This is a genomic window from Streptomyces sp. NPDC051172 (assembly GCF_040682555.1).
Classification (GTDB): Bacteria; Actinomycetota; Actinomycetes; order Streptomycetales; family Streptomycetaceae; genus Streptomyces.
In genome coordinates, this window is the sequence record NZ_JBFBBE010000013.1 from 71,039 (window position 1) to 94,445 (window position 23,407).

Consider the following 23,407-nt stretch of genomic DNA (forward strand, 5'->3'; position numbering starts at 1 on the left):
GCCGCCGGCCCGGCCCGGCTCGGCGGGCGCAGCCGTCAGGAGCCGTGTGCCCGTCCCGGGTGCGCGGCTCCTTCGGTCACAGGGGGCGGCGGCACAGCAGCGTGGCGATCTGTGGCCTTCCGCTCCCCTCGGGCTCCTGCACCACCCGTGCCGTGACGACCAGCCCGGCCCGCTCCAGGAGTTCCACGAGCTGTTCCGGTGGGAGCCGATGGGACTCGTACGAGACCGGATGCCCGCCGTAGGCCTGCGCCCGCCGGACACACTCGCCTGCTCCCACATGACCGGCCAGCATGAGCAGGCCACCGGGCCTGAGGGTCCGCTGGAACTCGCCGTAGACGAGCGGGAGCAGGTCCGGCGGGGTGTGGTGGGTGGAGTAGTAGGCGAGGATGCCGGCGACGGAGCCGTCCTCGATGTCCAGTGCCGTCATCGAGCCCACCGTGAAGGTCAGGCCGGGATGGTTCTGTCGGGCCAGTTCGATCATCCGCGGGGACAGGTCGACGCCGAAGGCGGACAGCCCCAGCCCGGCGAGGTGCGCCGTCACCAGGCCCGGGCCGCAGCCCAGGTCCGCGACGGGTCCGCCGCCGTCCTCCCGCACGGCCTCGGCGAACGCGGTCAGCAACGAGCGTGACAGCGGATCCAGTTCGGCTGGTCGCTTGACCTGCTTCAGGTAGTCGGCGGCGACGGTGTCGTAGGACTCCCGGACCGCGGTGAGGTAGGAGGGCTCGGTCATCCGGCGACTCTAGACGGGGCGAAGGGCCCCTCGCCGTCGGCGAGGGGCCCTCCCTGTTCCTGTCGTGATCCGGGTCAGCCGAGCTGCGCGAACCCGTAGGTCATCAGCTTCTTCGCGTCCGCCTCGCGCTGCGGGATGGACGTGGAGGAGAGGACGGTGCCGATGACCGTCCTGCCGCCCCGGGTGGCGGCGAAGACGAGGCAGTACCCCGCCTCGGGGCCGGAGCCGGTCTTCACGCCGATGGTGCCGCTGTAGCTGCTGAGGAGCCCGTTGGTGTTGGTCCACGGGTTCATCGTGCGGATGCTGCCCGTCTTGGTGACGGTCTTCGCCGTGTACGACTTCGTCTTCACGACCGCACGGAACGTGGAGTTCTTCATCGCACTGCTGGCGATCTTCGTCAGGTCGCGCGGCGTCGAGTAGTTGTTGCCATTCCCTATGCCGTCGAACGAGTCGAAGTGCGTGTTCGTCAGGTGCAGGTCCGACGCGGCCTTGTTCATCTTGCCGATGAACGACTTCACGCGCGCGTCCCGGGTGGTGCCCGAGCCGAACTTGTCGGCCAGCGCGTACGCGGCGTCGCAGCCGGACGGCAGCATCAGGCCGTACAGCAGCTGACGGACGGTCACCTTGTCGCCGACGATCAGGTGGGCCTGCGAGGCGTTGTTGGCGACGACGTAGTCGCTGTACGCCTTCTGGATCGTGACCTTGGCGTCGAGGTTCAGGTTCGGCTGCGCGAGCACGACCTTCGCGGTCATGATCTTCGTGGTGGAGCCGGTGGACCGCTTGGTGTCCGCTGCCTTCGTGTACAGCGTCTTGGCGTTCGCGTCGTTCATCACGTAGCCGCCCTTGGCGACGATCGTGGGCGCGGTGACGGCCTGCGCGGGCGCAGCGGTGAGGGCGGCGGTCGCGAGCATGGCGCCGGCCGTCACGGTGACGGCGGCGGCTCTGCGGACACGGCTGCCCGGAATGCCGGTAATCAAGTGTTTACCCCGATTGTGTCGAATGCCCCTGGCGTGCGGCCGAGTTGAGCGTGCAAGGAAGCTGGGGCCGCACGTGTGTGACACGTAAGTAGCACAGAAGGTTGTGTGGCTGCAGAGGCGGGTTCCCGTAAGCAGTAATCCGCCGACGGCGATCCGTCCGCATGGTGGACGAGCCCTCTCATGGGTACGTGTTGTATCTATCCTGTTCGCATGAGCAGCCCGGGGACCCTGACCGCCAAGCAACCACCCGCCGCCGACCGCGTCTACGCCCACGTCAAGCAGGGCGTCCTGGAGCGCCGCTACGAGGGTGGGAGCCTTCTCACCGAGGGTGAACTCGCCGAGGCCGTAGGGGTGTCCCGCACCCCGGTGCGCGAGGCGCTGCTGCGTCTTGAGGTGGAAGGGCTGATCAAGCTCTACCCGAAGAAGGGCGCCCTGGTCCAGCCCGTGTCCGCGCAGGAGATCGCGGACGTGGTGGAGACCCGGCTGCTGGTGGAGGAGCATGCGGCGCGCAAGGCCGTGCCCGCCCCCGCCGGACTCGTCGAGCGGCTGGAGGAACTGCTGGCGAAGCAGAAGGCGCAGGCCGCCGCCGGTGACCTCGCCGGGGCGGCCGTCACCGACCGCTGCTTCCACGCCGAGATCGTCCGCAGCGGGGGCAACGAGATCCTCTCCCGGCTCTACGACCAGCTCAGGGACCGGCAGTTGCGCATGGGCGTCGCCATCATGCACTCCCATCCCGACCGGATCGCCAAGAGCCTCGCCGAGCACGAGGAGATCCTTCAGGCGCTGCGCTCGGGGGACGCGGAGCAGGCGGTCGGGGTCGTGCACCGGCACGTCAGCTGGTTCTCGCACCTGGCGCGAGGTGAGGTCCGATGAGGTCCTCGTCCGCCACGACCACCCTGCCGGGTGACCCGCCGGGCGGCCGGCGCGCGATGGCCGTCTGGGGCATCGGCGTCTCCGTCTACTTCGTCGCCGTCATCTTCCGTACGTCCCTCGGGGTAGCCGGCCTCGACGCCGCCGACCGCTTCCACGTCAACGCCTCCGCGCTGTCGACCTTCTCGATCCTGCAACTCCTCGTCTACGCCGGCATGCAGATACCCGTCGGCCTGCTGGTGGACCGGCTCGGCACCAAGAAGGTGCTGACCATCGGGGTCGTGCTCTTCACGGCCGGTCAGCTCGGCTTCGCGTTCTCGCCCTCGTACGGCATGGCCCTCGCCTCGCGTGCGCTGCTCGGCTGCGGTGACGCGATGACGTTCATCAGCGTGCTGCGGCTGGGCACCCGCTGGTTCCCGGCGCGGCGCGGGCCGCTGGTCGCGCAGCTCGCGGGACTGGCCGGGATGGCGGGCAACCTGGTCTCCACACTGGTGCTGGCCCGGCTGCTGCACGGCGTCGGCTGGACGGCCGCCTTCGCGGGCAGCGCGCTGGCCGGAGTCGCCGTCCTCGTCCTGCTCCTGCTGTTCCTGAAGGACCACCCCGAGGGATACGAGCCGGAGCCGTTCCCGCACCAGGGCGCCGCGTACGTACGGCGGCAGATCGCGGCCTCCTGGCGGGAGCCGGGAACACGGCTCGGGCTGTGGGTGCACTTCACGACCCAGTTCCCGGCGATGGTGTTCCTGCTGCTGTGGGGGCTGCCCTTCCTGGTGCAGGCGCAGGGCCTGTCGCGGGCCACGGCCGGTGAACTCCTCACCCTGGTCGTCCTGTCGAACATGGTCGTGGGACTCGTCTACGGCCAGATCATCGCCCGGCACCACGCGGCGCGGCTGCCGCTTGCGCTCGGGACCGTGGCGGCCACGGCGGTGGTGTGGGCGGCGACGCTGGCCTACCCGGCCGACCGGGCGCCGATGTGGCTCCTGATCGTGCTGTGCACGGTGCTCGGCTCGTGCGGTCCGGCGTCGATGATCGGCTTCGACTTCGCCCGGCCGGCCAACCCGGCGGAGCGGCAGGGCACGGCTTCCGGGATCACCAACATGGGCGGCTTCGTCGCCTCGATGACGACACTGTTCGCGATCGGCGTGCTGCTGGACGCCACCGGCGACGACTACACGGTCGCGTTCTCCGCGGTGTTCGTGCTCCAGACGCTCGGGGTCAGCCAGATCCTGCGGCTGCGGGGGCGGGTCGCCCGGCGGGAGCGGGAGCGGCTGGTGGCGAGCCGGGTGGAGACGGTGCATGTGCCCGCGTGAAGCGGGCGGTTCACTGCGACGGACCTTCACAGCCCAGGTGTTGCCGTGTCATGGGCGTGTGACAGCGGTGTCGTGAAGCGAGGACGGACGTGACCCCGGGGGCCGGCGGTCCCTCATAGTCAGCGAGTGCATCGAACGCCTCGAACGCAGTCCTCGCTCTTGAAGGGAACCTCCTGATGAACCGCCGCCTGCGCAAGACCGCCCTCGTCACCGCCGCGATCACGGCCGGCCTGCTGATGACGGCTTGTCAGAACGGTTCCACCGGCAAGGGCAGCTCCGCGGACACCTCGGCGTCCACGACGGCCACGCCACAGGGGAGCTCGAAGACCTCGGGGACGTCCGGCCCCTCCGGCTCCTCGGGCACCGCCGGGAACGCGTCGAAGTCCCAGCAGGGCGTGAACGCAACCATCACCGGGGGCACGGTCAGCTATCTCGCCCCGGGCAAGTACCTCGTGGCCGTGCCCGGAAAGACCGACCGGGCGTTCTTCGTCGCCACCGACACCCAGGTCCACGGCGCCGGCACGATCTGCGGCGGCTCGCACTGCACCCTGGACCAGCTGGAGACGGCCACCAGGAAGGCGGCCGTCCCCGCCGATGTGACGATCAGGAAGGGCGTCGCCACGGTCGTCCGCGAACGTCACGGCGCAGGCAGTGGCACCGGCACCAAGGGCGTCAGCGGCACCTGGCTCGGCAACGTCGGCTATCTGGCGCCGGGCAAGTTCACCGTGTCCGACATGAAGGGCGTCGAGCAGGCGTTCTTCGTCGCCGACAGCACCAAGGTGTACGGCGCGGGCACCATCTGCGGCGCCCCGGGGTCGTCGGGGTCGTCGCGCTGCACCCTGGACCAGCTGGAGGCCGCCGCCAAGAAGGGTGTCTCCGCGAAGGTCGTGATCAGCGGCGGTGTCGCCACGACCGTCACCGAGGACCGCTGATCACCGGATCCCCGGAGGCGCTACGGCGTCACCGTGAAGTTCCGCAGGATCGCCGCCGTGAGCTCCGGGTCACCCTCCGCCTTCACCCGGTCCGCGACCCCCTGCGGGGTCACCCGGCCGCAGGCCAGGCGTACGTACGTCTCCCAGTCGAGGGTGAGGGTGGCGGCGGGGCCGAGGGCGGGGGCGGTTTCGAGGGTGCCGCGGCCCTGGATGTCGACGCGGATGGTGCGCAGGAACTCGACCGGGCCGTGCACGTCGAAGACGATCGCCGAACTGCGCGGCGCGTCCGACTTCTCGGCCACGACAGCAGGCAGCTCGGCGAGGAGCACGTCACGGGCGATGTGCGCGCCGGGGGAGTCGAGGTTGCCGGGGCGGCCCAGGGCCGCCCTCAGGTCCTGCTCGTGCACCCAGACGTTGAACGCGTGGGCGCGCATGGACTCTTCGAGGGTGAGCTCGGTGCTGAGGTGCCCGCGCACCTTGGTGCCCGGGTCGCGCGACTCGTTGCGCAGCTGGCGGTTGCGGCGGATGATCACGTACTCCAGCTCGGACGTCATCTCCGGCGCCGTGTGGTGACGGCGGACGTCGACCTGCATCTCCATGTAGCGCTGGTGGTCGTTGGTGACGTGGAAGAGGTCGCGCGGCAGGGTGTGGATGGGGCGCGGGTCGCCGAGCATCTCGCAGTCCAGGCCGATGACATGGGAGACGACGTCACGGACCGACCACCCGGGGCACGGCGTCCGCCGGTTCCACTCCCCCTCCACAAGCGGTCCCACCAGCTCGGATATCGCTTCGATGGAGTGGGTCCAGGCGTCGGCGTAGGGCTGGAGGGTGGGATGCAGACTCACGGAACGGGACCCCTCGGTCGGTACACGGGCGGTTGGTGGCAGCGTTGCCAGCGGGAGGTGGCTGCACTCGGCGGGTGTCTTGAAACGCTAAGTTACGCTGCTGTGAGGCACCCCGGCAGTGCTTTCGTGTGACGATCGTAGGCCCGAGTGGACGGCTCGAATGCCAGGACGGTGGTAGTGTGCGCGCTTCTCTGATCCAGATCGCCGTAGACGAGGGCGAATCGGTCGAATCGCGTCGGCGGCGGGTGGCTTCGCTGGTACGGGAGCAGGCCGGGGCCGATCTGGTCGTGCTGCCGGAGCTGTGGACGACCGGCGCTTTCGCCTACGAGGAGTTCGGCACCGAGGCCGAGCCGCTCGAGGGGCCGACGTACGAGGCGATGGCGAAGGCCGCGAGCGACGCGGGCGTGTGGCTGCACGCGGGCTCGATCCCCGAGCGGGCTGCATCCGAAAGCGGCTCCGCCGCGGGTTCGGGGCCGCTCTACAACACTTCTCTCGTCTTCTCCCCCTCCGGTGATCTGGCCGCCGCCTACCGCAAGATCCACCGCTTCGGCTTCGACAAGGGCGAGGCCGTGCTGATGGGCGCGGGGCGGGAACTGGTGACGGTCCGTCTGCCCGAGACGACCGTGGGCGTCGCCACCTGCTACGACCTCCGTTTCCCCGAGCTCTTCCGCGGTCTCGTCGACGCCGGTGCCGAGACCCTGGTCGTCCCGGCGGGCTGGCCGGAGCGCCGCCGGGCGCACTGGACGCTGCTGGCCCAGGCGCGGGCGGTCGAGAACCAGGCGTTCGTGCTTGCCTGTGGAACGGCCGGGACGCATGCGGGAGTTCCGCAGGCGGGTCACTCGATCGTGGTGGATCCGTGGGGCGAGGTCCTCGCGGAGGCCGGGGCGGACGAGGAGATCCTCACCGTGGAGTTCGATCCGGCGAAGGTCGCGACGACGCGGGAGCAGTTCCCGGCCTTGAAGGACCGGGTCCTCTAGCCCCGGGCGGCCGCGGGCGTCAGTCGTCCTCCCGTTCCTTCTCCGCCAGGTGGATCACGCAGACCGTCACCGCGATCAGCAGCGCCGGGTCCGCGTCCTCCCGTACGACGTCGACGCCGTAGGTCTCCCGGATGTGCAGCCAGCGGCGGGAGACGACGGCGAGGAGTTCGCCGTCGTACTCGATGGCGAACTCGCGGTCGAGGATCTTGCCGCTGACGTCGAGTTCCGTGCCGTCGACCATGGAGACCCGGTAGTGGTGGCGCAGCAGGGACAGGCGTTTGCGCTTGATGCGGGCGAGGGCTTCGCCGTCCCGTTCGATCACCATGGTGTCCCGCAGGGCGAACATCTTCTGGTGGATGTCGATCAGGACGCGCCCCTGGGTGTCCTTCAGCTCGAAGGTGTCCCTCAGCCGCATGGCCTTGCCGTCGACGAGGAACACCTTGTTGCCGTGCTCGTCCTCGATCCAGTAGTCGTCACCGATGCCGAGGAGCCGGTCGCGTACGAGGAATCTCATACCGTCACCGATTCCCCGGTGGCCGGTCCGAAACGCCGCCGGTAGGCCGACGGACTGAGTCCCGTCTCGCGCCGCACGAGCGCGCGCAGGTTGGCGGCGGTCCCCAGGCCGCTCCGGGCGGCCACCACGTCCAGCCGCTCCTCCCCGCGCTCGATCAGCCGGCAGGCGAGCGCCACCCGCTCCCCCGTCAGCCAGGCCAGTGGAGTCGTACCGAGTTCCGCCCGGAAGCGGCGATGGAGCGTGGCGGGGGAGACGGCCGCGCGGGCCGCGAGACCGGCCACCGTCAGCGGCTCCCCCAACCGCTCCTGCGCCCACGCCAGCAGCGGGCCGAGCGACTCGTCCGGCACGTCCGGCACCGGCCGCTCCACGAACTGCCGCTGCCCGCCGTCCCGGTGGGCGGCGAAGACCAGCCGCCGCGAGACGGCGTTGGCGATCTCGGCGCCGTGGTCCCGGCGTACGAGGTGCAGGCCGAGGTCGAGGGCGGCCGCGCTGCCGGCCGCGGTGAGGACCTCGCCCTCGTCGACGAAGAGCACGTCCGGCTCCATGCGGACCTGTGGGTGCAGCTCGCGGAAGACGTCGGCCCACATCCAGTGCGTCGTGGCCCGGCGGCCGTCCAGCAGCCCGGCCTCCGCGAGGGCGAAGCTGCCGGTGCACAGGCTCAGGACGCGGGCGCCACGCGCATGCGTGCGGCGGATCGCGTCCAGTACGGCGGCGCCGCGCGGTACGACGTTGTCGGGGCGGCCTGGCACGACGAGCGTGTCCGCGTCGTCCACGGCGTCCAGGCCGGGCACCCCGGTCAGGGTGAAGAAGCCGTGGTTCATGCGCACCTCGGGGGTGGGCGTGCACAACGTCACCTCGTAGAGCGGGCCGGGGAGCCCCAGTTCGGGCCGCGGCAGCCCGAAGAGTTCGGTGGCGACGCCGACTTCGAAGGGGTTGGTGCCCTCATCGACGATCACGGCGACCTTGTGCGGGCGTGAGTGGGGACGGCGCTGCGAGGATCCTTGCGGCATATGCGATTTCTAGCACTCGTGCGACCGCCGGGCCACCGCCGACGATGACGTGCATGAGCAGCGAACCCATCTCCCTGGACCAGGCCCTCGCCTCCTTCACCGAGCGGTGGAGCCCGCGCATCGTCGCGGCTGTCAACGACTACGACGTACGCGTCGCGAAGGTCGAGGGCGAGCACGTGTGGCACGTCCACGAGCACACCGACGAGTTCTTCCTGGTACTGGACGGCGAACTCCACATCTTGCTGCGGGAGCCGGCCGGCGAGCGCACGGTGACGCTCCCCAAGGGCTCGGTCTTCACCGTCCCGCGCGGCACCGAACACAAGCCGTACGCGCGCGTGCCCAGCGAGATCCTGGTCTTCGAACCCACCGGCACCCTCTCGGTGGGCGACCGGCACGACGAGGTCCCCTCACACATGGACGCCACGACGGGCCACGCTCTGACCCGGCGGTCCTGAGGAATCGGCTGGGCCGACGGGGGCGGGTCCGTCCGCCTCGTCGCCGAGGGGACGGACCGCCTTCCGTCGGTCCTTGCGGGCACGGACGATCAGACGCCGTAACCGTCGGTGTAGCCGTCCCGCCGGTGGTGGTGGGTCCCCTCCTCGTCGATGACGGGCGTGGGTGGCACCACCACACGGCGGCGGCGGGCGATGCTGCTGAAGGTGCTGACGCCGATCAGTCCGACGATCATGAGGATGATGCCGACCAGGTCGAGGTTGACCCCCTGCATGTGCCAGTCGGTCGCGAACGTGAGGATGGCTCCCACGGCGATGAGGATGATGCATCCGCCGAGGCCCATGAGTTGTCGCCTCCCTGTGCGGTCCGGAGCTGCCGGTCTTCCGGCCGACTCCGGGTACCCGCAGGGCCGTTGCCCATGCGGAGCCCGCCGCTCACATCGCAGCGACCCTCGTCACGTCACGTCGACGTAGTCCTCCCGGCCGGAACTCCCACGCGGGGACCGGCGACCGGGAGCTACCCCTCCAGGAACGCCACCAGGGCGTTGGCCAGCAGATACGGGTCGTCCGCGCCGCACAGTTCGCGGGCGCTGTGCATCGACAGGATCGCCACGCCGATGTCGACGGTCTTGATGCCGTGCCGGGCCGCGGTGATCGGGCCGATCGTGGTGCCGCAGGGCATGGAGTTGTTGGAGACGAAGGACTGGAAGGGGACGTTCGCCTTCTCGCAGGCGGCGGCGAAGACCGCGCGGCCCGAACCGTCCGTGGCGTAGCGGTTGTTGACGTTGACCTTGAGGATCGGGCCGCCGTTGACCCGCGGGTGATGCGTCGGGTCGTGCCGCTCCGCGTAGTTGGGGTGCACCGCGTGACCGGTGTCCGACGACAGGCACACCGTGCCCGCGAAGGCTCTCGCCCGGTCCTCGAACGAGCCGCCGCGCGCGAACACCGAACGCTCCAGCACGCTGCCGAGCAGCGGCCCGTCCGCGCCCGTGTCCGACTGCGAGCCGTTCTCCTCGTGGTCGAAGGCGGCCAGCACCGGGATGTACGGCAGGTCCGCGCCGCCGGAGGACACCGCCGTCAGCGCGGCCACCGCCGCGTGCACGGACAGCAGGTTGTCCATGCGCGGTCCCGCGAGCAGCTCCTTGTCGCGGCCCAGGTAGGCGGACGGCTCCACGGAGTGCGTCATCAGGTCCCAGCCGGTGACCTCGCCCGTAGGCAGCCCCGCGGTCTCCTCCAGGAAGGCGATCAGGTCACCGTCGCGCACATCGCTGCCCAGACCCCAGATGGGCGTCAAATGGCGCTGCTTGTCGAGCTTGAGGCCCTCCGCCGACACCGAACGGTCCAGGTGGATGGCGAGCTGGGGCACCCTCAGCAGCGGGCGGTCGACGTTCACCAGCCGCGTCGACCCATTGCGCAGTGTCAGCCGGCCGGCCAGGCCCAGGTCGCGGTCCAGCCAGGAGTTGAGCAGCGGCCCGCCGTAGATCTCCACCGCCACCTGGCGCCAGCCGTGCGCCCCGGTGTCGGGCAGCGGCTTGACCCGCAGGTTCGGGGAGTCGGTGTGTGCGCCGACGATACGGAACGGCGTGTGGGGCGCCGCGCCCTCGGGGACGTACCAGGCCACGATCGCGCCGCCGCGCAGCACATACCTGCCGCCGCTCGTCCCGTCCCAGGCGTCCGTCTCCGCGACCTGCCGGAACCCTGCCTTCTCCAGCCGCTCGGCGGCGCTCGCCACCGCGTGGTACGGCGACGGGCTGGCCGTCAGGAAGGACATGAGGTCGTCGGTGTGGCCGCGGTCGAAGCGGTGGGGTTCGCTCATGGGGTTCACCTTAACGACGTACGAGGGCCCACTCCTCGCGATGAGGAGCGGGCCCTCGTGAGGGCGATGTGGAGTTCTGGCTACCCAGAACCGGAGAGGTTAGAACGCCGCCTCGTCCAGCTCCATCAGGTCCAACTCGACGTTCTCGGCGAGCTTGCGGGCGCCCGTGACCCCCGGCAGGACGTTGGCCGCGAAGAACTTTGCCGCCGCGATCTTGCCCGTGTAGAACGCCTTGTCCTTGGCGGAGGCCGTCGGAAGCTTCTCGGCGGCGACCGCGGCACCCTTGAGCAGCAGGTATCCGACGACCACGTCACCGGAGGCCAGCAGCAGGCGGGTGGTGTTCAGGCCCACCTTGTAGATGTTCTTGACGTCCTGCTCGGTGGCCGCGAGGTCCGTCAGCATCAGGCCGACGATGGCCTCCAGCTCGACGGCGGCCTTCGCGAGGTGCTCGCGGGCGCCGGCCAGCTCCTCGCCGCCCTCGCCGAGCGCCAGGAACTTCTTGATCTCCTCCGCGAGGGAGTTCAGCGCCGCGCCCTGGTTGCGGACGATCTTCCGGAAGAAGTAGTCCTGGCCCTGGATCGCGGTGGTGCCCTCGTACAGGGTGTCGATCTTGGCGTCCCGGATGTACTGCTCGATCGGGTACTCCTGCAGGAAGCCGGAGCCGCCGAAGGTCTGCAGCGACTGCGCGAGCTGCTCGTAGCCCTTCTCGGAGCCGTAGCCCTTGACGATCGGCAGCAGCAGGTCGTTCAGGGCCTCCAGCGCCTTGGTGTCCTCGCCCGCAGCTTCCTTGACCTGGATCTCGTCCTGGAGGGAGGCCGTGTAGAGCACCAGGGCGCGCATGCCCTCGGCGTACGCCTTCTGCGTCATCAGCGAGCGGCGGACGTCCGGGTGGTGCGTGATGGTGACCTTGGGCGCGGTCTTGTCCATGAAGTTCGCCAGGTCGGGGCCCTGGACGCGCTCCTTGGCGTACTCCAGCGCGTTCAGGTAGCCCGTCGACAGCGTGGAGATCGCCTTCGTGCCGACCATCATGCGGGCGAACTCGATGATGCGGAACATCTGGCGGATGCCGTCGTGCTTGTCGCCGATCAGCCAGCCCTTGGCGGGGTGCTGGTCGCCGAAGGTCATCTCGCAGGTGTTGGAGGCCTTCAGGCCCATCTTGTGCTCGACGTTCGTCGCGTACACGCCGTTGCGCTCGCCCAGCTCGCCGGTCTCGAAGTCGAAGAGGTACTTCGGGACGAGGAAGAGGGACAGGCCCTTGGTGCCGGGGCCGGCGCCCTCGGGGCGGGCGAGGACGTAGTGGAGGATGTTCTCCTCCATGTCGTGCTCACCGGAGGTGATGAAGCGCTTCACGCCCTCGATGTGCCAGGAGCCGTCCTCCTGCTGGATCGCCTTGGTGCGGCCGGCGCCGACGTCGGAGCCCGCGTCGGGCTCGGTGAGGACCATCGTGGAGCCCCACTGCTTCTCCACGGCGACCTTGGCTATGTGCTTCTGGACCTCGTTGCCCTCCTCGAAGAGGATGCCGGCGAACGCGGGGCCCGAGGAGTACATCCAGACGGCCGGGTTGGCGCCCAGGATCAGCTCGGCGAAGGCCCAGATCAGGGAGCGGGGCGAGGTGGTGCCGCCGATCTCCTCGGGCAGGCCGAGGCGCCAGTACTCGGAGTCCATGAAGGCCTTGTAGCTCTTCTTGAAGGACGCCGGGACCGGGGCGGTGTTCGTCTCCGGGTCGAAGACGGGCGGGTTGCGGTCGGCGTCCGCGAAGGACTCCGCCAGCTCGTTCTCCGCGAGGCGGGTCAGCTCCTCGAGGATGCTCTTGGCGGTGTCGACGTCCGTCTCCTCGAACGGGCCGGTGCCGTACAGCTTGTCCCGACCGAGGACTTCGAAGAGGTTGAACTCGATGTCGCGCAGATTCGACTTGTAGTGCCCCATGGCGACGGCTCCGTTAGAGAAATCGGCGAGGCACCGGGTGTAGCTCCTCGCGCTAGTTCACGTACCAACAAGTAGCTACGATGATGCTACCCGCCGGTAATAAGAAGCAACCCCGAATGGGTTTCTGTGACTCAGTACTCTTGCGTCCATGTACGGCTACGACCAGAACGTGGGTGCGGGGGCGCAGCAGCAGTATGCCCAGCCGCAGCAGGGCCCCGGCGGTTACGGGCAGCAGCCACCGCTGTATCCCGAGCCGTCCCCGCCGTCGCTGGCGGACGCGGTACGGGCCTTCACCACCGGCCAGCTGTCCGCGGAGGACTTCCAGCAGGTCTTCGCCACGTCGAAGGTCTACTGCCCGCGCGGCGACAACCCCGGGTTCCTCGCCCTGCACAACACCCAGCAGCCGGTGATCCCGATGTTCACCTCGCTCAAGGAGCTGCGCCGGTACGCGGGCAAGGAGTCCAAGTACTTCGTGATCACGGGGGCCGAGGTCATCGATCTGCTCCCCACCGGCTACGGCTTCGTCCTCGACATGGAGGGCGAGCACCGCATGGTCTTCGACGCGAAGGCCGTGGAGCAGATGGTCGAGTTCGCGATGCGCAGGATGTACGGCTGACACCTGTCTGCCGGAGCCCGGAGGGAATGCCCTCCGGGCTTTCTCTGTTACGGGTGGCAGAAAGTTCAATGCTCAACTAAACTGGCCGCACAAGGAGGTACCGACATGCCTGCAGTGACCGTCGAGAACCCGCTGACCCTGCCCCGCGTGGCCGCTCCGGCCGAAGCCGTGGCCCGTCCCGTGCTCGCTGTCACGACCGCGCCGAGCGGTTTCGAGGGCGAGGGCTTCCCGGTGCGCCGGGCGTTCGCCGGGATCAACTACAAGTACCTCGACCCGTTCATCATGATGGACCAGATGGGCGAGGTGGAGTACGCGCCGGGCGAGCCCAAGGGCACCCCCTGGCACCCGCACCGCGGCTTCGAGACCGTCACCTACATCATCGACGGGATCTTCGACCACCAGGACTCGCAGGGCGGTGGCGGCACCATCACCAACGGCGACACCCAGTGGATGACCGCGGGCTCGGGCCTGCTGCACATCGAGGCCCCGCCGGAGTCCCTCGTCATGTCCGGTGGGCTCTTCCACGGTCTGCAGCTGTGGGTGAACCTGCCGGCCAGGGACAAGATGATGGCCCCCCGCTACCAGGACATCCGCGGCGGAAACGTTCAGCTGCTGACGACCCCGGACGGCGGCGCGCTTCTGCGGGTCATCGCGGGTGAGCTCGACGGCCACCAGGGCCCCGGCATCACACACACCCCGATCACGATGATCCACGCGACGCTGGCGCCGGGTGCGGAGCTCACCCTGCCCTGGCGCGAGGACTTCAACGGCCTCGCGTACGTCCTCGCCGGCCGGGGCGCGGTCGGTGCCGAGCGCCGGCCGATCGAGCTGGGCCAGACCGCCGTCTTCGGTGCGGGCTCCACGCTGACCGTCCGCGCGGACGAGAAGCAGGACTCGCACACCCCGGACCTGGAGGTCGTCCTCCTGGGCGGACAGCCCATACGGGAGCCCATGGCCCACTACGGCCCGTTCGTCATGAACACCCGCGAGGAACTCCAGCAGGCCTTCGAGGACTTCCAGAAGGGCCGACTGGGCACCATCCCGGCCGTGCACGGGATGACCGAGGGCGGCCTGTAAGGCTCGCTGGGACCGTGCGCGGGCGGACCACCGGGATCTCACCCGGGTGGGCCGTCCGCGCAGGACACGGCACCGGCGGGCGTGATCCGCTGGACGGGTGCAGCTTCTCCCGACCCCGTTCGGCGGCTCGCCGCCTGGTCAGGGCCCTCAACCGGTCCGTCGCCGCCGGGCTCACCTGTGTCGCGGTCGTGGCCGTCGTCGGCGGAGCCCTGTACATCGTCGTCGCCGCGTTCATCGGCACCGGTGACCGGATCGTCGCCTCACTGAAGGACGCGGCCCAGGGCGTCGCCGATCATTTCGGGGCCGCGGGAACCTCCCTGGACGACCTCGCCACGAACGCCAGGAAACTCCTCACCGCGCTGTTCCTCGTCTTCTTCCTGCGGGACTCGCACAAGGCCGCCGACCTGATCCGGGGCATCGCCTCCGGGAAGAGCGGCGACACGCAGGAGGCCATGGCCCGCCGCGCCTACGAGGCCGTCGAGGGCTTCATACGCGGCACCAGCTTCATCACGCTCATCGACGCCTTCCTCTCCGGTGCCATCGCCGTACTGGTCGCGCTCGCCCACCGCGGGTTCGTGATCGCGCTGTGGGTGCTCGGGGTCGTCCTCGCCGTGCAGGTGCTGGAGGGGCATGTGCTCACGCCCATGATCCAGAGCCGGACCGTGCAGATGCACCCGGCGGTGGTCATGGTGGCGATCACGGCGGGGGCCTCCGTCGCCGGAGTGCTCGGGATGCTGCTCGCCGTGCCGCTCACCGCCGCCGCCTACGGCGTCGTACACGAACTGCGGGCCAGGTATCAGGTGCCCGAGCCGTCCGACTCGTAGAGCTCGAACCAGATGCTCTTGCCCTCGCCCTGCGGATCCACGCCCCATGCGTCCGCGAGCAGCTCGATGAGCATCAACCCGCGCCCCGATGAGGCCAGTTCGCCGGGGCGACGCTTGTGCGGGAGGGCGTCGCTGGTGTCCGTGACGGTGATGCGCATCCGGCGGCCGCCGTGCTCGCCCCGCACCTCCGCCAGCAGCAGCGCGTCGGCGTCGGTGTGCACGAGGACGTTGGTGAGCATCTCGGAGACCAGCAGCACCGCCGAGTCGACCTGGTCCGACGAGGGCCAGTCGTGCAGCAGCTCCCGCAGGTGCTGCCGGGCCACCGCCACCCGCTCCGGTTCCGCCTGTGCGACGGACAGCATGGTGCGGCGGACCTTCGGCGGCACGAGCAGCGTCTCGCCGAAGCCCTCCTCGGGCCGGGACAGCAGCAGTACGGCTATGTCGTCCTCGCGCCGGTCCGCGAGGGGGCCGGTGGTGTGGTGGGAGGAAGGGCCGTGGACCCCCTGGACCAGGGCGTCGGCCAGTTCCTCCAGGTCGCCCTTGTGGTCCTCCAGGATCGCGCGGATCCGCTGCCAGCCGCTCTCCAGGTCGTGCCCGCCGGTCTCGATCAGACCGTCGGTGCAGATCAGCATGGTCTCGCCGGGTTCGAGGATGATCCGGGTGGTCGGGTAGTCGGCGTCCGGGTCGATGCCGAGCGGCAGACCGCCCGCCGTCGGACGGGCCAGCACCGTGCCGTCCGCCATCCGGATCGCCGGGTCCGGGTGCCCGGCGCGAGCGATGTCTAGGGTCCCGGTCGCCGGGTCGGCCTCGACGTACAGACAGGTCGCGAAGCGCAGGTCCGCCAGGTCGTCCTCGTCGGGGGCGCCGGGTCGGGTGGCGCCGTCCGACAGGCCGTGCAGGAAGCGGGAGGCGCGGGAGAGCACCGCGTCGGGGCGGTGGCCCTCGGAGGCGTAGGCGCGCAGGGCGATACGGAGCTGGCCCATCAGACCGGCCGCCCGCACGTCATGGCCCTGGACGTCGCCGATGACCAGGGCGATCCGACCTCCCCCAGTGGGGGGACCCCCAGGCAGCGGAATCATGTCGTACCAGTCGCCGCCGACCTGGAGGCCGCCGCCGGTGGGGACATAGCGGGCGGCGACGCTCATGCCCGGTATCTGCGGGCCGAGGGTCGGCAGCATCGAGCGCTGCAGACCGTCGGTCAGTGCGCGCTCGGTCTCGGCCGCGCCCGCCCGGGACAGCGCCTGGGCGAGCATGCGGGCCACCGTTGTCAGCACCGACCGCTCGTCCGGATTGAAGGTGACCGGGTAGGCGAAGGCCGCCATCCAGGCGCCCATCGTGCGGCCCGCCACGGTCAGCGGCAGGAACGCCCAGGAATGGCGATTGAAGGACGCGGCGAGCGGCCAGGCGGCCGGGTAGCGCGACTTGTACTGCTCGGGGGTGGAGAGGTAGACGGCACGGCCGGTGCGGACCACCTCGGCGGCCGGGTAGTCCGTGTCCAGGGACATGTGGGAGAAGGGGCCGTCGTCGTTGGGCTGGTGTCCGTGGTGGCCGATGATCGTCAGCCGGTCACCCTCGACGCCGAACACCGCGAGCCCGTCCGGGGTGAACCCCGGCATCGACAGGCCCGCCGCGACCCGCAGCACCTCTTCCGTGGACCGCGCCTCGGCCAGCGCCCGGCCCGCGTCCAGCAGGAACGCCTCCCTGGAGCGCCGCCAGTCGCCGGTGACGGCGCTGCGTCCGGCCGGCGTGCCCGGGGTCGGCTCGGTGACCTCCTGAAGGGTGCCGATCAGCTGGAACGACTTCTTCTCGGGGTCGAAGGACGGCTTGGAGCGGGAGCGCACGACACGGATCACCCGGCCGTGCTCGTCCATGATCCGGATCCGCACCTCGGCGAGCGTGCCCTCGGCGACGGCGAGCCCGACGACGGCGATGATCTCGTTCCAGTCGACCGGATGGAGCCGGGCCCGGGCCTTGGCCTCCGTGAGAGTGGTCTGCTCGGCGGGCAGGCCCAGCAGCCGAGCCGCTTCGGCGTCGACCGTGACGAGTTCGGTGGCGGTGTCCCAGTGCCACAGACCGGTCGCGAGGGCGGCGAGAACCTCCCCCACGGCGGGCAGAGGCTCACCAGTGCGCATTGCCCCACTTTATGGAGTGGTGATCGAGGAGTGCCACCGATTGCCCACTCTTAATGGTGGGGAGCCGATCTTGGGGTGCCCGGTACCCTGGGGGTTGTTTCACGTGAAACACCCTGAAACACAGCCCCCGATCCGCGAAGACTGGATGAACGACGATGCATCGGTACAGGTCCCACACCTGCGGCGAGCTCCGCTCCTCTGACGTCGGCACCGACGTCCGGCTGAGTGGCTGGCTGCACAATCGGCGCGACCTGGGCGGCATCCTCTTCATCGATCTGCGCGATCACTACGGCATCACGCAGCTCGTCGCCCGTCCTGGCACCCCGGCGTACGAGGCCCTCGACAAGCTGACCAAGGAGTCGACGGTCCGCGTCGACGGCAAGGTCGTCTCCCGGGGCACCGAGAACGTCAACCCCGACCTGCCGACCGGTGAGATCGAGGTCGAGGTCGGCGAGGTCGAGCTGCTCGGCGCGGCCGCCCCGCTCCCGTTCACGATCAACACCGAGGACGGGGTCAACGAGGAGCGGCGCCTGGAGTACCGCTTCCTGGATCTGCGTCGCGAGCGCATGCACAAGAACATCATGCTGCGGTCGTCGGTGATCGCCTCGATCCGCTCGAAGATGGTCGCCCTCGGCTTCAACGAGATGGCGACGCCGATCCTGTCGGCGACCTCCCCCGAGGGCGCGCGTGACTTCGTGGTGCCCTCCCGCCTCAACCCGGGCAAGTTCTACGCCCTGCCGCAGGCGCCGCAGCAGTTCAAGCAGCTGCTGATGATCTCCGGCTTCGACCGCTACTTCCAGATCGCGCCCTGCTTCCGTGACGAGGACGCGCGTGCGGACCGTTCGCCGGGCGAGTTCTACCAGCTCGACGTCGAGATGAGCTTCGTCGAGCAGGAGGACGTCTTCCAGCCGATCGAGCAGCTGATGACGGAGCTGTTCGAGGAGTTCGGCGGCGGCCGCCATGTCACCTCGCCCTTCCCGCGGATCCCGTTCCGCGAGGCGATGCTGAAGTACGGCTCCGACAAGCCGGACCTGCGGGCCCAGCTGGAGCTCGTCGACATCACCGACATCTTCGAGGGCTCGGAGTTCAAGGCCTTCGCCGGCAAGCACGTGCGTGCGCTGCCGGTGCCGGACGTCTCCGCGCAGCCCCGGAAGTTCTTCGACCAGCTCGGTGACTTCGCGGTCTCCCAGGGTGCCAAGGGCCTGGCCTGGGTGCGCGTGGCCGAGGACGGTTCGCTGTCCGGCCCGATCGCGAAGTTCCTCACCGAGGAGAACGTCGCCGAGCTGACCAAGCGCCTGTCGCTGGCCGCCGGTCACGCCGTGTTCTTCGGCGCGGGCGAGTTCGACGAGGTCTCCAAGATCATGGGCGCGGTCCGCGTCGAGGCCGCCAAGCGTGCCGGGCACTTCGAGGAGGGCGTCTTCCGGTTCTGCTGGATCGTCGACTTCCCGATGTACGAGAAGGACGAGGACACCGGCGCGATCGACTTCTCGCACAACCCCTTCTCCATGCCGCAGGGCGGTCTGGAGGCCCTTCAGACGCAGGACCCGCTGGACATCCTCGGCTGGCAGTACGACATCGTCTGCAACGGCGTCGAGCTGTCCTCCGGTGCGATCCGGAACCACGAGCCGGAGATCATGCTCAAGGCCTTCGAGATCGCGGGCTACGACCGTGACACCGTCGAGGAGAAGTTCGCCGGCATGCTGCGCGCCTTCCGCTTCGGTGCCCCGCCGCACGGCGGCATCGCCCCCGGCGTCGACCGCATCGTCATGCTGCTGGCCGACGAGCCGAACATCCGCGAGACGATCGCCTTCCCGCTCAACGGCAACGCCCAGGACCTGATGATGGGCGCGCCGACGGAGCTGGAGGAGGCGCGGCTGAAGGAGCTGCACCTGTCGGTGCGCAAGCCGCAGCCGAAGTAGCAGGCGGTGAGGAAGGGCTCGAAACCGACGCCGGTTTCGAGCCCTTTCGCTTGCGCACCCTTTGCCGCCCGGCGGCGGAGTACGCGCGGGTGACGCGGACGGCGCAGGAGGGCTGCGGCACTAGGTGTCGTACGAGCCGTCCCAGGGCGAGGTGAAGAACAGGCGGTCCGGGTGGAGCTCGGCCCAGCCGCCCTCCTCGTCCTGGCCGGTCACCAGGCCGAACAGCACGCCGTCCACGGTGAGTTGGAACGGCCGTATCGCGATGTCCGTGTAGGAGCGCCGGGGCAGGCTGCGCAGCAGTTTCGCCAGGTGCACCCGGGCGCGGGTGAGCACCGAGTCGTCACCGTGCGGGTTGCGCTGCTGCTCGGCCCAGGTGCCGGCACACCAGATCTCCGAGTCGCGGTACTCGCCCTCGGCGTCGAAGGTGTGGAGCACCGCGAAGAGACGTTTTTCGTTTTCCCAGCCGTCGTCCGGACGGTACCCGCGCGGAAAGGCGTACGTGACCGTTCCCAGGAACTGGCCGTCCGCATAGCGGCCGATGGCCTCGGCCCGGCCGTGCGGTTCGTAGGAGATCGGTATGACCTCGGGGACTGCCATGGCGCACACCCTACGTATGTGGCGTGGCAATATCCCCCAGTCGTCGATGAGGACACCATTGGCCTCGCCGAAGATTCACGAGACGTCGGTCGATCTCCACAGAACGGAACGGAACCGCCCTGCTCGGGGTCGCGCCACGCAAAGGGCCCGGCACCGTTCGGTCCCGGGCCCTTCTGGTCTTGTGCGGTTACGCGGGCTCGCCGCCGAAGCGCTCCTTGTACGTCTCCAGGTCCTCGTCCGTCAGCTTGGCGAACAGGACCGGCGGGACCGTGAAGGGCGTGCCGGCGGGGACCGCGGTGAGGGACTTCGCCTCGGTCGGGGAGACCCAGGTTGCACGCTTTTGATCAGATGCAGTCTCCGGGAGGGCGAAGGCCTGGCGCATGGCGGCCGAGGTCGTCGGGATGAAGGGTTCCGAGACCACCGCGTAGAGGTGGATCAGGTTCATCGCGGTGCGCAGGGTCAGGGCCGCGCCGTCCTGGTTCGTCTTGATCTCCAGCCAGGGGGCCTTCTCCTCCAGGTAGGAGTTGCCCGCGGACCACAGGGCGCGCAGGGCCGCGGCCGCCTTGCGGAACTGGAGGGCCTCCAGCTGGGACTCGTACTCCGCGAGGAGCTCCGCGATCTGCTCGCCCAGCTTCCGCTCCGCCTCCCCCGGCTCACCGCCCGCCGGGACCTCCTCGCCGAAGCGCTTCTTGGAGAACGACAGCACGCGGTTGACGAAGTTGCCGAGGGTGTCGGCCAGGTCCTTGTTCACCGTGGCCGTGAAGTGCTCCCAGGTGAAGGACGAGTCGTCCGACTCAGGAGCGTTGGCGATCAGGAAGTAGCGCCAGTAGTCCGCCGGGAGGATGTCCAGGGCCTGGTCGGTGAAGACGCCCCGCTTCTGGGACGTGGAGAACTTCCCGCCGTAGTACGTCAGCCAGTTGAAGGCCTTGACGTAGTCGACCTTCTTCCACGGCTCGCGGACGCCGAGTTCGGTGGCCGGGAACATCACGGTGTGGAAGGGGACGTTGTCCTTCGCCATGAACTCCGTGTAGCGGACGTCGTTGTCGACGTCGTACCACCACGACTTCCAGTCGCGGGTCGAGGGGTCCTGGTCCGACCACTCCTTCGTCGCGCCGATGTACTCGATCGGGGCGTCGAACCAGACGTAGAAGACCTTGCCCTCCGCGGCCAGCTCCGGCCAGGTGTCGGCCGGGACCGGGACGCCCCAGTCCAGGTCGCGGGTGATCGCGCGGTCGTGCAGGCCCTCGGTCAGCCACTTGTGGGCGATGGAGGAGGCCAGCTGCGGCCAGTCCTTGTCGTGGCGGGCGACCCACTCGCGCACCTCGTTCTCCAGCTTGGACTGGAGGAGGAAGAGGTGCTTGGTCTCGCGGACCTCCAGGTCCGTGGAGCCCGAGATCGCCGAGCGCGGGTTGATCAGGTCGGTCGGGTCCAGTACGCGGGTGCAGTTCTCGCACTGGTCGCCGCGGGCCTTGTCGTAGCCGCAGTGCGGGCAGGTGCCCTCGACGTAGCGGTCCGGCAGGAAGCGGCCGTCGGCGGGCGAGTACACCTGGCGGATCGCGCGCTCTTCGATGAAGCCGTTCTCGTTGAGGCGGCGGGCGAAGTGCTGGGTGATCTCGACGTTCTGCGGGGAGGAGCTGCGGCCGAAGTAGTCGAAGGCGAGCGCGAAGCCGTCGTAGACCGCCTTCTGGGCGTCGTGCGCCTGGGCGCAGAACTCGTCCACCGGGAGGCCCTGCTCCTTGGCCGCCAGCTCGGCGGGGGTGCCGTGCTCGTCCGTCGCGCAGATGTACAGGACGTCGTGGCCGCGCTGGCGGAGGTAGCGGGAGTACACGTCCGCCGGGAGCATGGACCCCACCATGTTGCCCAGGTGCTTGATTCCGTTGATGTACGGAAGGGCGCTGGTGATGAGGTGTCGAGCCATCGGGGGCTGCTCCCAGGTCGGTTTCTTGTGGCTTTGCGAACCTTGAAATCGTAGCCGACATGGGTGTGCCGCCCGCCTCCCGTTTTACCGGGTGAGAAGCGGGCGGCACCGGGACGAGGTGTTACGGGCGCCAGTCGATCAGTACGCCGTCGTAGAGCTCCGCGTCCGTGAGCTCCAGGGGGGTCGGGCCCGCGTGGAAGAAGGCCGTGTTGTCGGTCTTCAGTTTGCGGAGGTAGTCGAAGGCCTTGTTGTCGTGGTCGCCGAACGCGACGAAGGAGAAGAACACCGAGGGGTGGGTCTTCGCGGCGTCGGTGAGGGCCTGGGTGGCGGGGGTCTTGGCGTCCGGGGCGCCGTCCGTCTGGAAGATCACCAGGGCGGGGGTCTTCGCGTCGGGGGTGTGGGCGTCGTAGTGGGCGAGGACCGCTTCCACGGCCGCGTGGTAGCTGGTACGGCCCATGCGGCCGAGGCCGGCGTGGGCGTCGTCGATGGCGGTCTCGGGGGAGGCCTGGGTGAGGTCGGTGGTGCCGTCGACCTCGGTGGAGAAGAAGACGACGTGGACGGAGGCCTTCTCGCTGCCGGCGGGGTCGAGGTGCTCGGCGAGGGCGAGGGTCTGGTCGGCCAGGGCCTGGGCGGAGCCGTCCTTGTAGTACGGGCGCATGCTCGCGGAGCGGTCGAGTACGAGGTAGACCTTGGCGCGGGCGGTTGTCAGGCCGGCCTTTGCCAGGGCGGCGGCGGGGGCGAGATTCCCGACCGCGGGGTCGGCTGCCGACTGCGCCTGGGGTTCGGGCTGCGCCTCGACCGCGGCCTCGGGCTGCGCCTCGGCCGTGGGCTCGGCCTCAGGCTGTGCCTCAGCCTCGGGCTCGGTTGCTTCCGCCTCGGCTTCGCCTTCGGCGGGGGTGTTCCCACCCGCACCACCCGTACCACTTTCGTCGTCGGCTGCCGGTGGCCCCTGTGGGGCCTCGTCGCCGTCGGCGGCCGCGGGCTCGTCCGCCTCGGCTGCGGGCTCGGGGGTCTGCCGCGGCGCCTCGGCTTCGGCCTCCGTGACTGGCTCGGGGGTGGCTTCCGCCTCCGGCTCGGGGGTGGCTTCCGCCTCCGGCTCGGGTTCTGCTGGCTCCAGGGTCTGCTCCGGGGCCTCGGGCTCCGCGACCGGCGTGGGCTCGGGCTCTGCCTCGGCCTCTGCTTCCTGCTCGGCCTCCGCCTTCGCGGTCTCCTCCGGTGCCGGGGTCGGCTCCGGAGCCTCGGCGGCTACCGGCTCCTCGGCCTCGGGCTCAGTCTCCGCCTCCGGCTCGGGGATCGTCTCGATCACCGGCTCGGGGGCGGCCTCCGCCACCGGCTCCGGTTCCGGGGCAGCCTCAGTGGCCGGTTCCGGCTGCTCGGACAGCTCGGGCTCGGCCTCCGCCGCCGGGTTCTCGGGCTCCGGGGTCGCCCGGTCCAGCGGCTCCGACGGCCTCGGAACCGTGACGTTGTCGAAGGCCGCCGAGACCAGTTCGTGCTCGTCCTGGTCCTCCGTGGACGACGAACGCGGCTCCGGGACCTGGGCAGACGGGGTCGGCTGCGGCTCGGGGGAGGGGGCCGGGACCGTTGGTTCCGGAGTGTGCGAAGGGGTGAGGTCCGCACCCTCTGCTTCGGCGGCACGCCCCTTGCGTGACCTGCCGAACGCGTTCCGCAGGAGAGTGAGAATGCCCATGTGCGCAACCCTTCGCGTGAGTTGATCCCGTCAATCCCTGGCCAGGACGGACACGTAAGGTTAGCGGCCCCAGATAGCGATCTTGGGCAGGGGCAAGGGACAGTATGGCCACGCGTGTCAACCACGCGTCAACGCGGACGCCTTGTGTTCCAGCCACTCCCGGTACGCCGGTGCCCGGTGGGCCGATTCCCCGTACGTCTCCTCCAGTGCGGGCAGGGCGCCGTCCAGGTCGGTTTCCGTGCGGGCCGCCAGGCGGAGGCGGACATGGGCACCCCGCTTCG

The 23,407-nt window shown here is 69.8% G+C and carries 21 protein-coding genes and 1 pseudogene; 9 read left to right on the top strand and 13 right to left on the bottom strand.

The features are described from left to right. Positions 1 to 76 precede the first annotated feature (76 nt). Positions 77 to 730: a methyltransferase domain-containing protein gene (locus AB0N07_RS10560; RefSeq protein ID WP_365833843.1), complete on the bottom strand. Its 654-nt coding sequence runs from the start codon at positions 728 to 730 to the stop codon at positions 77 to 79. A gap of 74 nt (positions 731 to 804) precedes the next feature. Beyond that, a complete protein-coding gene (locus tag AB0N07_RS10565) occupies positions 805 to 1,707 on the bottom strand; it encodes a D-alanyl-D-alanine carboxypeptidase (RefSeq protein WP_365833844.1) in 903 nt (300 codons plus the stop codon). Between the two features lie 210 nt (positions 1,708 to 1,917). On the opposite strand from AB0N07_RS10565, the gene AB0N07_RS10570 reads away from it, so the two are divergent. The 3 genes from AB0N07_RS10570 (at position 1,918) to AB0N07_RS10580 (ending at position 4,816) form a co-directional block, all read left to right on the top strand. Further along, the gene (locus AB0N07_RS10570; protein WP_365833845.1) at positions 1,918 to 2,580 is read left to right on the top strand and encodes a GntR family transcriptional regulator; all 663 of its coding nucleotides are present in this window, start codon (positions 1,918 to 1,920) and stop codon (positions 2,578 to 2,580) included. Continuing rightward, positions 2,577 to 3,884 carry an MFS transporter gene (locus tag AB0N07_RS10575; RefSeq protein ID WP_365833846.1) on the top strand — a complete coding sequence of 436 codons (1,308 nt, stop codon included), beginning with the start codon at positions 2,577 to 2,579 and terminating at the stop codon, positions 3,882 to 3,884. Before AB0N07_RS10570 ends, AB0N07_RS10575 begins: the two co-directional genes overlap by 4 nt. 176 nt (positions 3,885 to 4,060) lie before the next feature. After that, positions 4,061 to 4,816, top strand: a complete 756-nt coding sequence (locus AB0N07_RS10580; protein ID WP_365833847.1) for a hypothetical protein — start codon at positions 4,061 to 4,063, stop codon at positions 4,814 to 4,816. A 20-nt stretch (positions 4,817 to 4,836) separates the two neighbouring features. Here the strand turns inward: AB0N07_RS10580 and AB0N07_RS10585 are convergent, their stop codons facing one another. Beyond that, on the bottom strand, positions 4,837 to 5,661 hold the full coding sequence (locus AB0N07_RS10585) for a maleylpyruvate isomerase family mycothiol-dependent enzyme (RefSeq protein WP_365833849.1): 825 nt from the start codon (positions 5,659 to 5,661) through the stop codon (positions 4,837 to 4,839). Positions 5,662 to 5,840: 179 nt separating this feature from the next. On the opposite strand from AB0N07_RS10585, the gene AB0N07_RS10590 reads away from it, so the two are divergent. After that, the gene (locus tag AB0N07_RS10590; RefSeq protein WP_365833850.1) at positions 5,841 to 6,638 is read left to right on the top strand and encodes a carbon-nitrogen family hydrolase; all 798 of its coding nucleotides are present in this window, start codon (positions 5,841 to 5,843) and stop codon (positions 6,636 to 6,638) included. Between the two features lie 19 nt (positions 6,639 to 6,657). Here the strand turns inward: AB0N07_RS10590 and AB0N07_RS10595 are convergent, their stop codons facing one another. Together AB0N07_RS10595 and AB0N07_RS10600 are read right to left on the bottom strand one after the other, a co-directional pair. Further along, the gene (locus AB0N07_RS10595) at positions 6,658 to 7,152 is read right to left on the bottom strand and encodes an LURP-one-related family protein (RefSeq protein ID WP_365833851.1); all 495 of its coding nucleotides are present in this window, start codon (positions 7,150 to 7,152) and stop codon (positions 6,658 to 6,660) included. Beyond that, entirely contained in the window at positions 7,149 to 8,162 is a 1,014-nt protein-coding gene (locus AB0N07_RS10600) for a helix-turn-helix domain-containing protein (protein ID WP_365833853.1), read from the bottom strand. Before AB0N07_RS10600 ends, AB0N07_RS10595 begins: the two co-directional genes overlap by 4 nt. Positions 8,163 to 8,215: 53 nt before the next feature. On the opposite strand from AB0N07_RS10600, the gene AB0N07_RS10605 reads away from it, so the two are divergent. Continuing rightward, positions 8,216 to 8,617: a cupin domain-containing protein gene (locus AB0N07_RS10605; protein WP_365833854.1), complete on the top strand. Its 402-nt coding sequence runs from the start codon at positions 8,216 to 8,218 to the stop codon at positions 8,615 to 8,617. 89 nt (positions 8,618 to 8,706) lie between these two features. Here the strand turns inward: AB0N07_RS10605 and AB0N07_RS10610 are convergent, their stop codons facing one another. The 3 genes from AB0N07_RS10610 to AB0N07_RS10620 all read right to left on the bottom strand — a co-directional run bounded on the left by AB0N07_RS10610 (position 8,707) and on the right by AB0N07_RS10620 (position 12,356). Further along, positions 8,707 to 8,958 (bottom strand): DUF6458 family protein, encoded by a 252-nt coding sequence (locus AB0N07_RS10610; RefSeq protein WP_365833855.1) that lies wholly within the window; start codon positions 8,956 to 8,958, stop codon positions 8,707 to 8,709. Between the two features lie 173 nt (positions 8,959 to 9,131). Beyond that, entirely contained in the window at positions 9,132 to 10,430 is a 1,299-nt protein-coding gene (locus AB0N07_RS10615) for a M18 family aminopeptidase (protein WP_365833857.1), read from the bottom strand. Between the two features lie 99 nt (positions 10,431 to 10,529). Further along, complete coding sequence (locus tag AB0N07_RS10620) at positions 10,530 to 12,356, bottom strand: acyl-CoA dehydrogenase (RefSeq protein ID WP_365833858.1); 1,827 nt, start codon at positions 12,354 to 12,356, stop codon at positions 10,530 to 10,532. A gap of 148 nt (positions 12,357 to 12,504) precedes the next feature. Between AB0N07_RS10620 and AB0N07_RS10625 the strand changes: the two genes are divergently transcribed. The 3 genes from AB0N07_RS10625 (at position 12,505) to AB0N07_RS10635 (ending at position 14,873) form a co-directional block, all read left to right on the top strand. Then, on the top strand, positions 12,505 to 12,972 hold the full coding sequence (locus AB0N07_RS10625) for an SseB family protein (protein ID WP_275779204.1): 468 nt from the start codon (positions 12,505 to 12,507) through the stop codon (positions 12,970 to 12,972). 105 nt (positions 12,973 to 13,077) lie between these two features. Then, positions 13,078 to 14,049 (top strand): pirin family protein, encoded by a 972-nt coding sequence (locus AB0N07_RS10630; RefSeq protein WP_365833859.1) that lies wholly within the window; start codon positions 13,078 to 13,080, stop codon positions 14,047 to 14,049. 14 nt (positions 14,050 to 14,063) lie between these two features. After that, the gene (locus AB0N07_RS10635; protein WP_365833860.1) at positions 14,064 to 14,873 is read left to right on the top strand and encodes an AI-2E family transporter; all 810 of its coding nucleotides are present in this window, start codon (positions 14,064 to 14,066) and stop codon (positions 14,871 to 14,873) included. Here the strand turns inward: AB0N07_RS10635 and AB0N07_RS10640 are convergent. Then, on the bottom strand, positions 14,846 to 17,005 hold the full coding sequence (locus AB0N07_RS10640; RefSeq protein WP_365833861.1) for a SpoIIE family protein phosphatase: 2,160 nt from the start codon (positions 17,003 to 17,005) through the stop codon (positions 14,846 to 14,848). The genes AB0N07_RS10635 and AB0N07_RS10640 overlap by 28 nt on opposite strands. Positions 17,006 to 17,160: 155 nt before the next feature. Between AB0N07_RS10640 and aspS the strand changes: the two genes are divergently transcribed. Continuing rightward, the gene (aspS, locus tag AB0N07_RS10645; RefSeq protein WP_365833862.1) at positions 17,161 to 18,924 is read left to right on the top strand and encodes an aspartate--tRNA ligase; all 1,764 of its coding nucleotides are present in this window, start codon (positions 17,161 to 17,163) and stop codon (positions 18,922 to 18,924) included. Positions 18,925 to 19,044: 120 nt separating this feature from the next. Here the strand turns inward: aspS and AB0N07_RS10650 are convergent, their stop codons facing one another. The 4 genes and pseudogenes from AB0N07_RS10650 to AB0N07_RS10665 all read right to left on the bottom strand — a co-directional run. Continuing rightward, positions 19,045 to 19,521 carry a hypothetical protein gene (locus AB0N07_RS10650; RefSeq protein WP_365833863.1) on the bottom strand — a complete coding sequence of 159 codons (477 nt, stop codon included), beginning with the start codon at positions 19,519 to 19,521 and terminating at the stop codon, positions 19,045 to 19,047. 187 nt (positions 19,522 to 19,708) lie between these two features. Further along, the gene (gene metG, locus AB0N07_RS10655; protein ID WP_365833864.1) at positions 19,709 to 21,439 is read right to left on the bottom strand and encodes a methionine--tRNA ligase; all 1,731 of its coding nucleotides are present in this window, start codon (positions 21,437 to 21,439) and stop codon (positions 19,709 to 19,711) included. A 121-nt stretch (positions 21,440 to 21,560) separates the two neighbouring features. Further along, positions 21,561 to 23,126, bottom strand: a complete 1,566-nt coding sequence (locus AB0N07_RS10660) for a VWA domain-containing protein (RefSeq protein WP_365833865.1) — start codon at positions 23,124 to 23,126, stop codon at positions 21,561 to 21,563. A 117-nt stretch (positions 23,127 to 23,243) separates the two neighbouring features. Next, a pseudogene (locus tag AB0N07_RS10665) lies at positions 23,244 to 23,390 on the bottom strand (LysR family transcriptional regulator); the annotation flags it as partial. Positions 23,391 to 23,407: the final 17 nt, after the last annotated feature.

Bases quoted from the DNA above. Each gene is read 5' to 3' on its own strand.
- AB0N07_RS10600 (WP_365833853.1), bottom strand. From the start codon at position 8,162: ATGCCGCAAGGATCCTCGCAGCGCCGTCCCCACTCACGCCCGCACAAG.
- AB0N07_RS10575 (WP_365833846.1), top strand. From the start codon at position 2,577: ATGAGGTCCTCGTCCGCCACGACCACCCTGCCGGGTGACCCGCCGGGC.
- AB0N07_RS10660 (WP_365833865.1), bottom strand. From the start codon at position 23,126: ATGGGCATTCTCACTCTCCTGCGGAACGCGTTCGGCAGGTCACGCAAG.
- AB0N07_RS10640 (WP_365833861.1), bottom strand. From the start codon at position 17,005: ATGCGCACTGGTGAGCCTCTGCCCGCCGTGGGGGAGGTTCTCGCCGCC.
- AB0N07_RS10580 (WP_365833847.1), top strand. From the start codon at position 4,061: ATGAACCGCCGCCTGCGCAAGACCGCCCTCGTCACCGCCGCGATCACG.
- AB0N07_RS10570 (WP_365833845.1), top strand. From the start codon at position 1,918: ATGAGCAGCCCGGGGACCCTGACCGCCAAGCAACCACCCGCCGCCGAC.
- AB0N07_RS10560 (WP_365833843.1), bottom strand. From the start codon at position 730: ATGACCGAGCCCTCCTACCTCACCGCGGTCCGGGAGTCCTACGACACC.
- AB0N07_RS10620 (WP_365833858.1), bottom strand. From the start codon at position 12,356: ATGGGGCACTACAAGTCGAATCTGCGCGACATCGAGTTCAACCTCTTC.
- AB0N07_RS10605 (WP_365833854.1), top strand. From the start codon at position 8,216: ATGAGCAGCGAACCCATCTCCCTGGACCAGGCCCTCGCCTCCTTCACC.
- AB0N07_RS10650 (WP_365833863.1), bottom strand. From the start codon at position 19,521: ATGGCAGTCCCCGAGGTCATACCGATCTCCTACGAACCGCACGGCCGG.
- AB0N07_RS10615 (WP_365833857.1), bottom strand. From the start codon at position 10,430: ATGAGCGAACCCCACCGCTTCGACCGCGGCCACACCGACGACCTCATG.
- AB0N07_RS10630 (WP_365833859.1), top strand. From the start codon at position 13,078: ATGCCTGCAGTGACCGTCGAGAACCCGCTGACCCTGCCCCGCGTGGCC.
- AB0N07_RS10595 (WP_365833851.1), bottom strand. From the start codon at position 7,152: ATGAGATTCCTCGTACGCGACCGGCTCCTCGGCATCGGTGACGACTAC.
- AB0N07_RS10625 (WP_275779204.1), top strand. From the start codon at position 12,505: ATGTACGGCTACGACCAGAACGTGGGTGCGGGGGCGCAGCAGCAGTAT.
- metG (WP_365833864.1), bottom strand. From the start codon at position 21,439: ATGGCTCGACACCTCATCACCAGCGCCCTTCCGTACATCAACGGAATC.
- aspS (WP_365833862.1), top strand. From the start codon at position 17,161: ATGCATCGGTACAGGTCCCACACCTGCGGCGAGCTCCGCTCCTCTGAC.
- AB0N07_RS10610 (WP_365833855.1), bottom strand. From the start codon at position 8,958: ATGGGCCTCGGCGGATGCATCATCCTCATCGCCGTGGGAGCCATCCTC.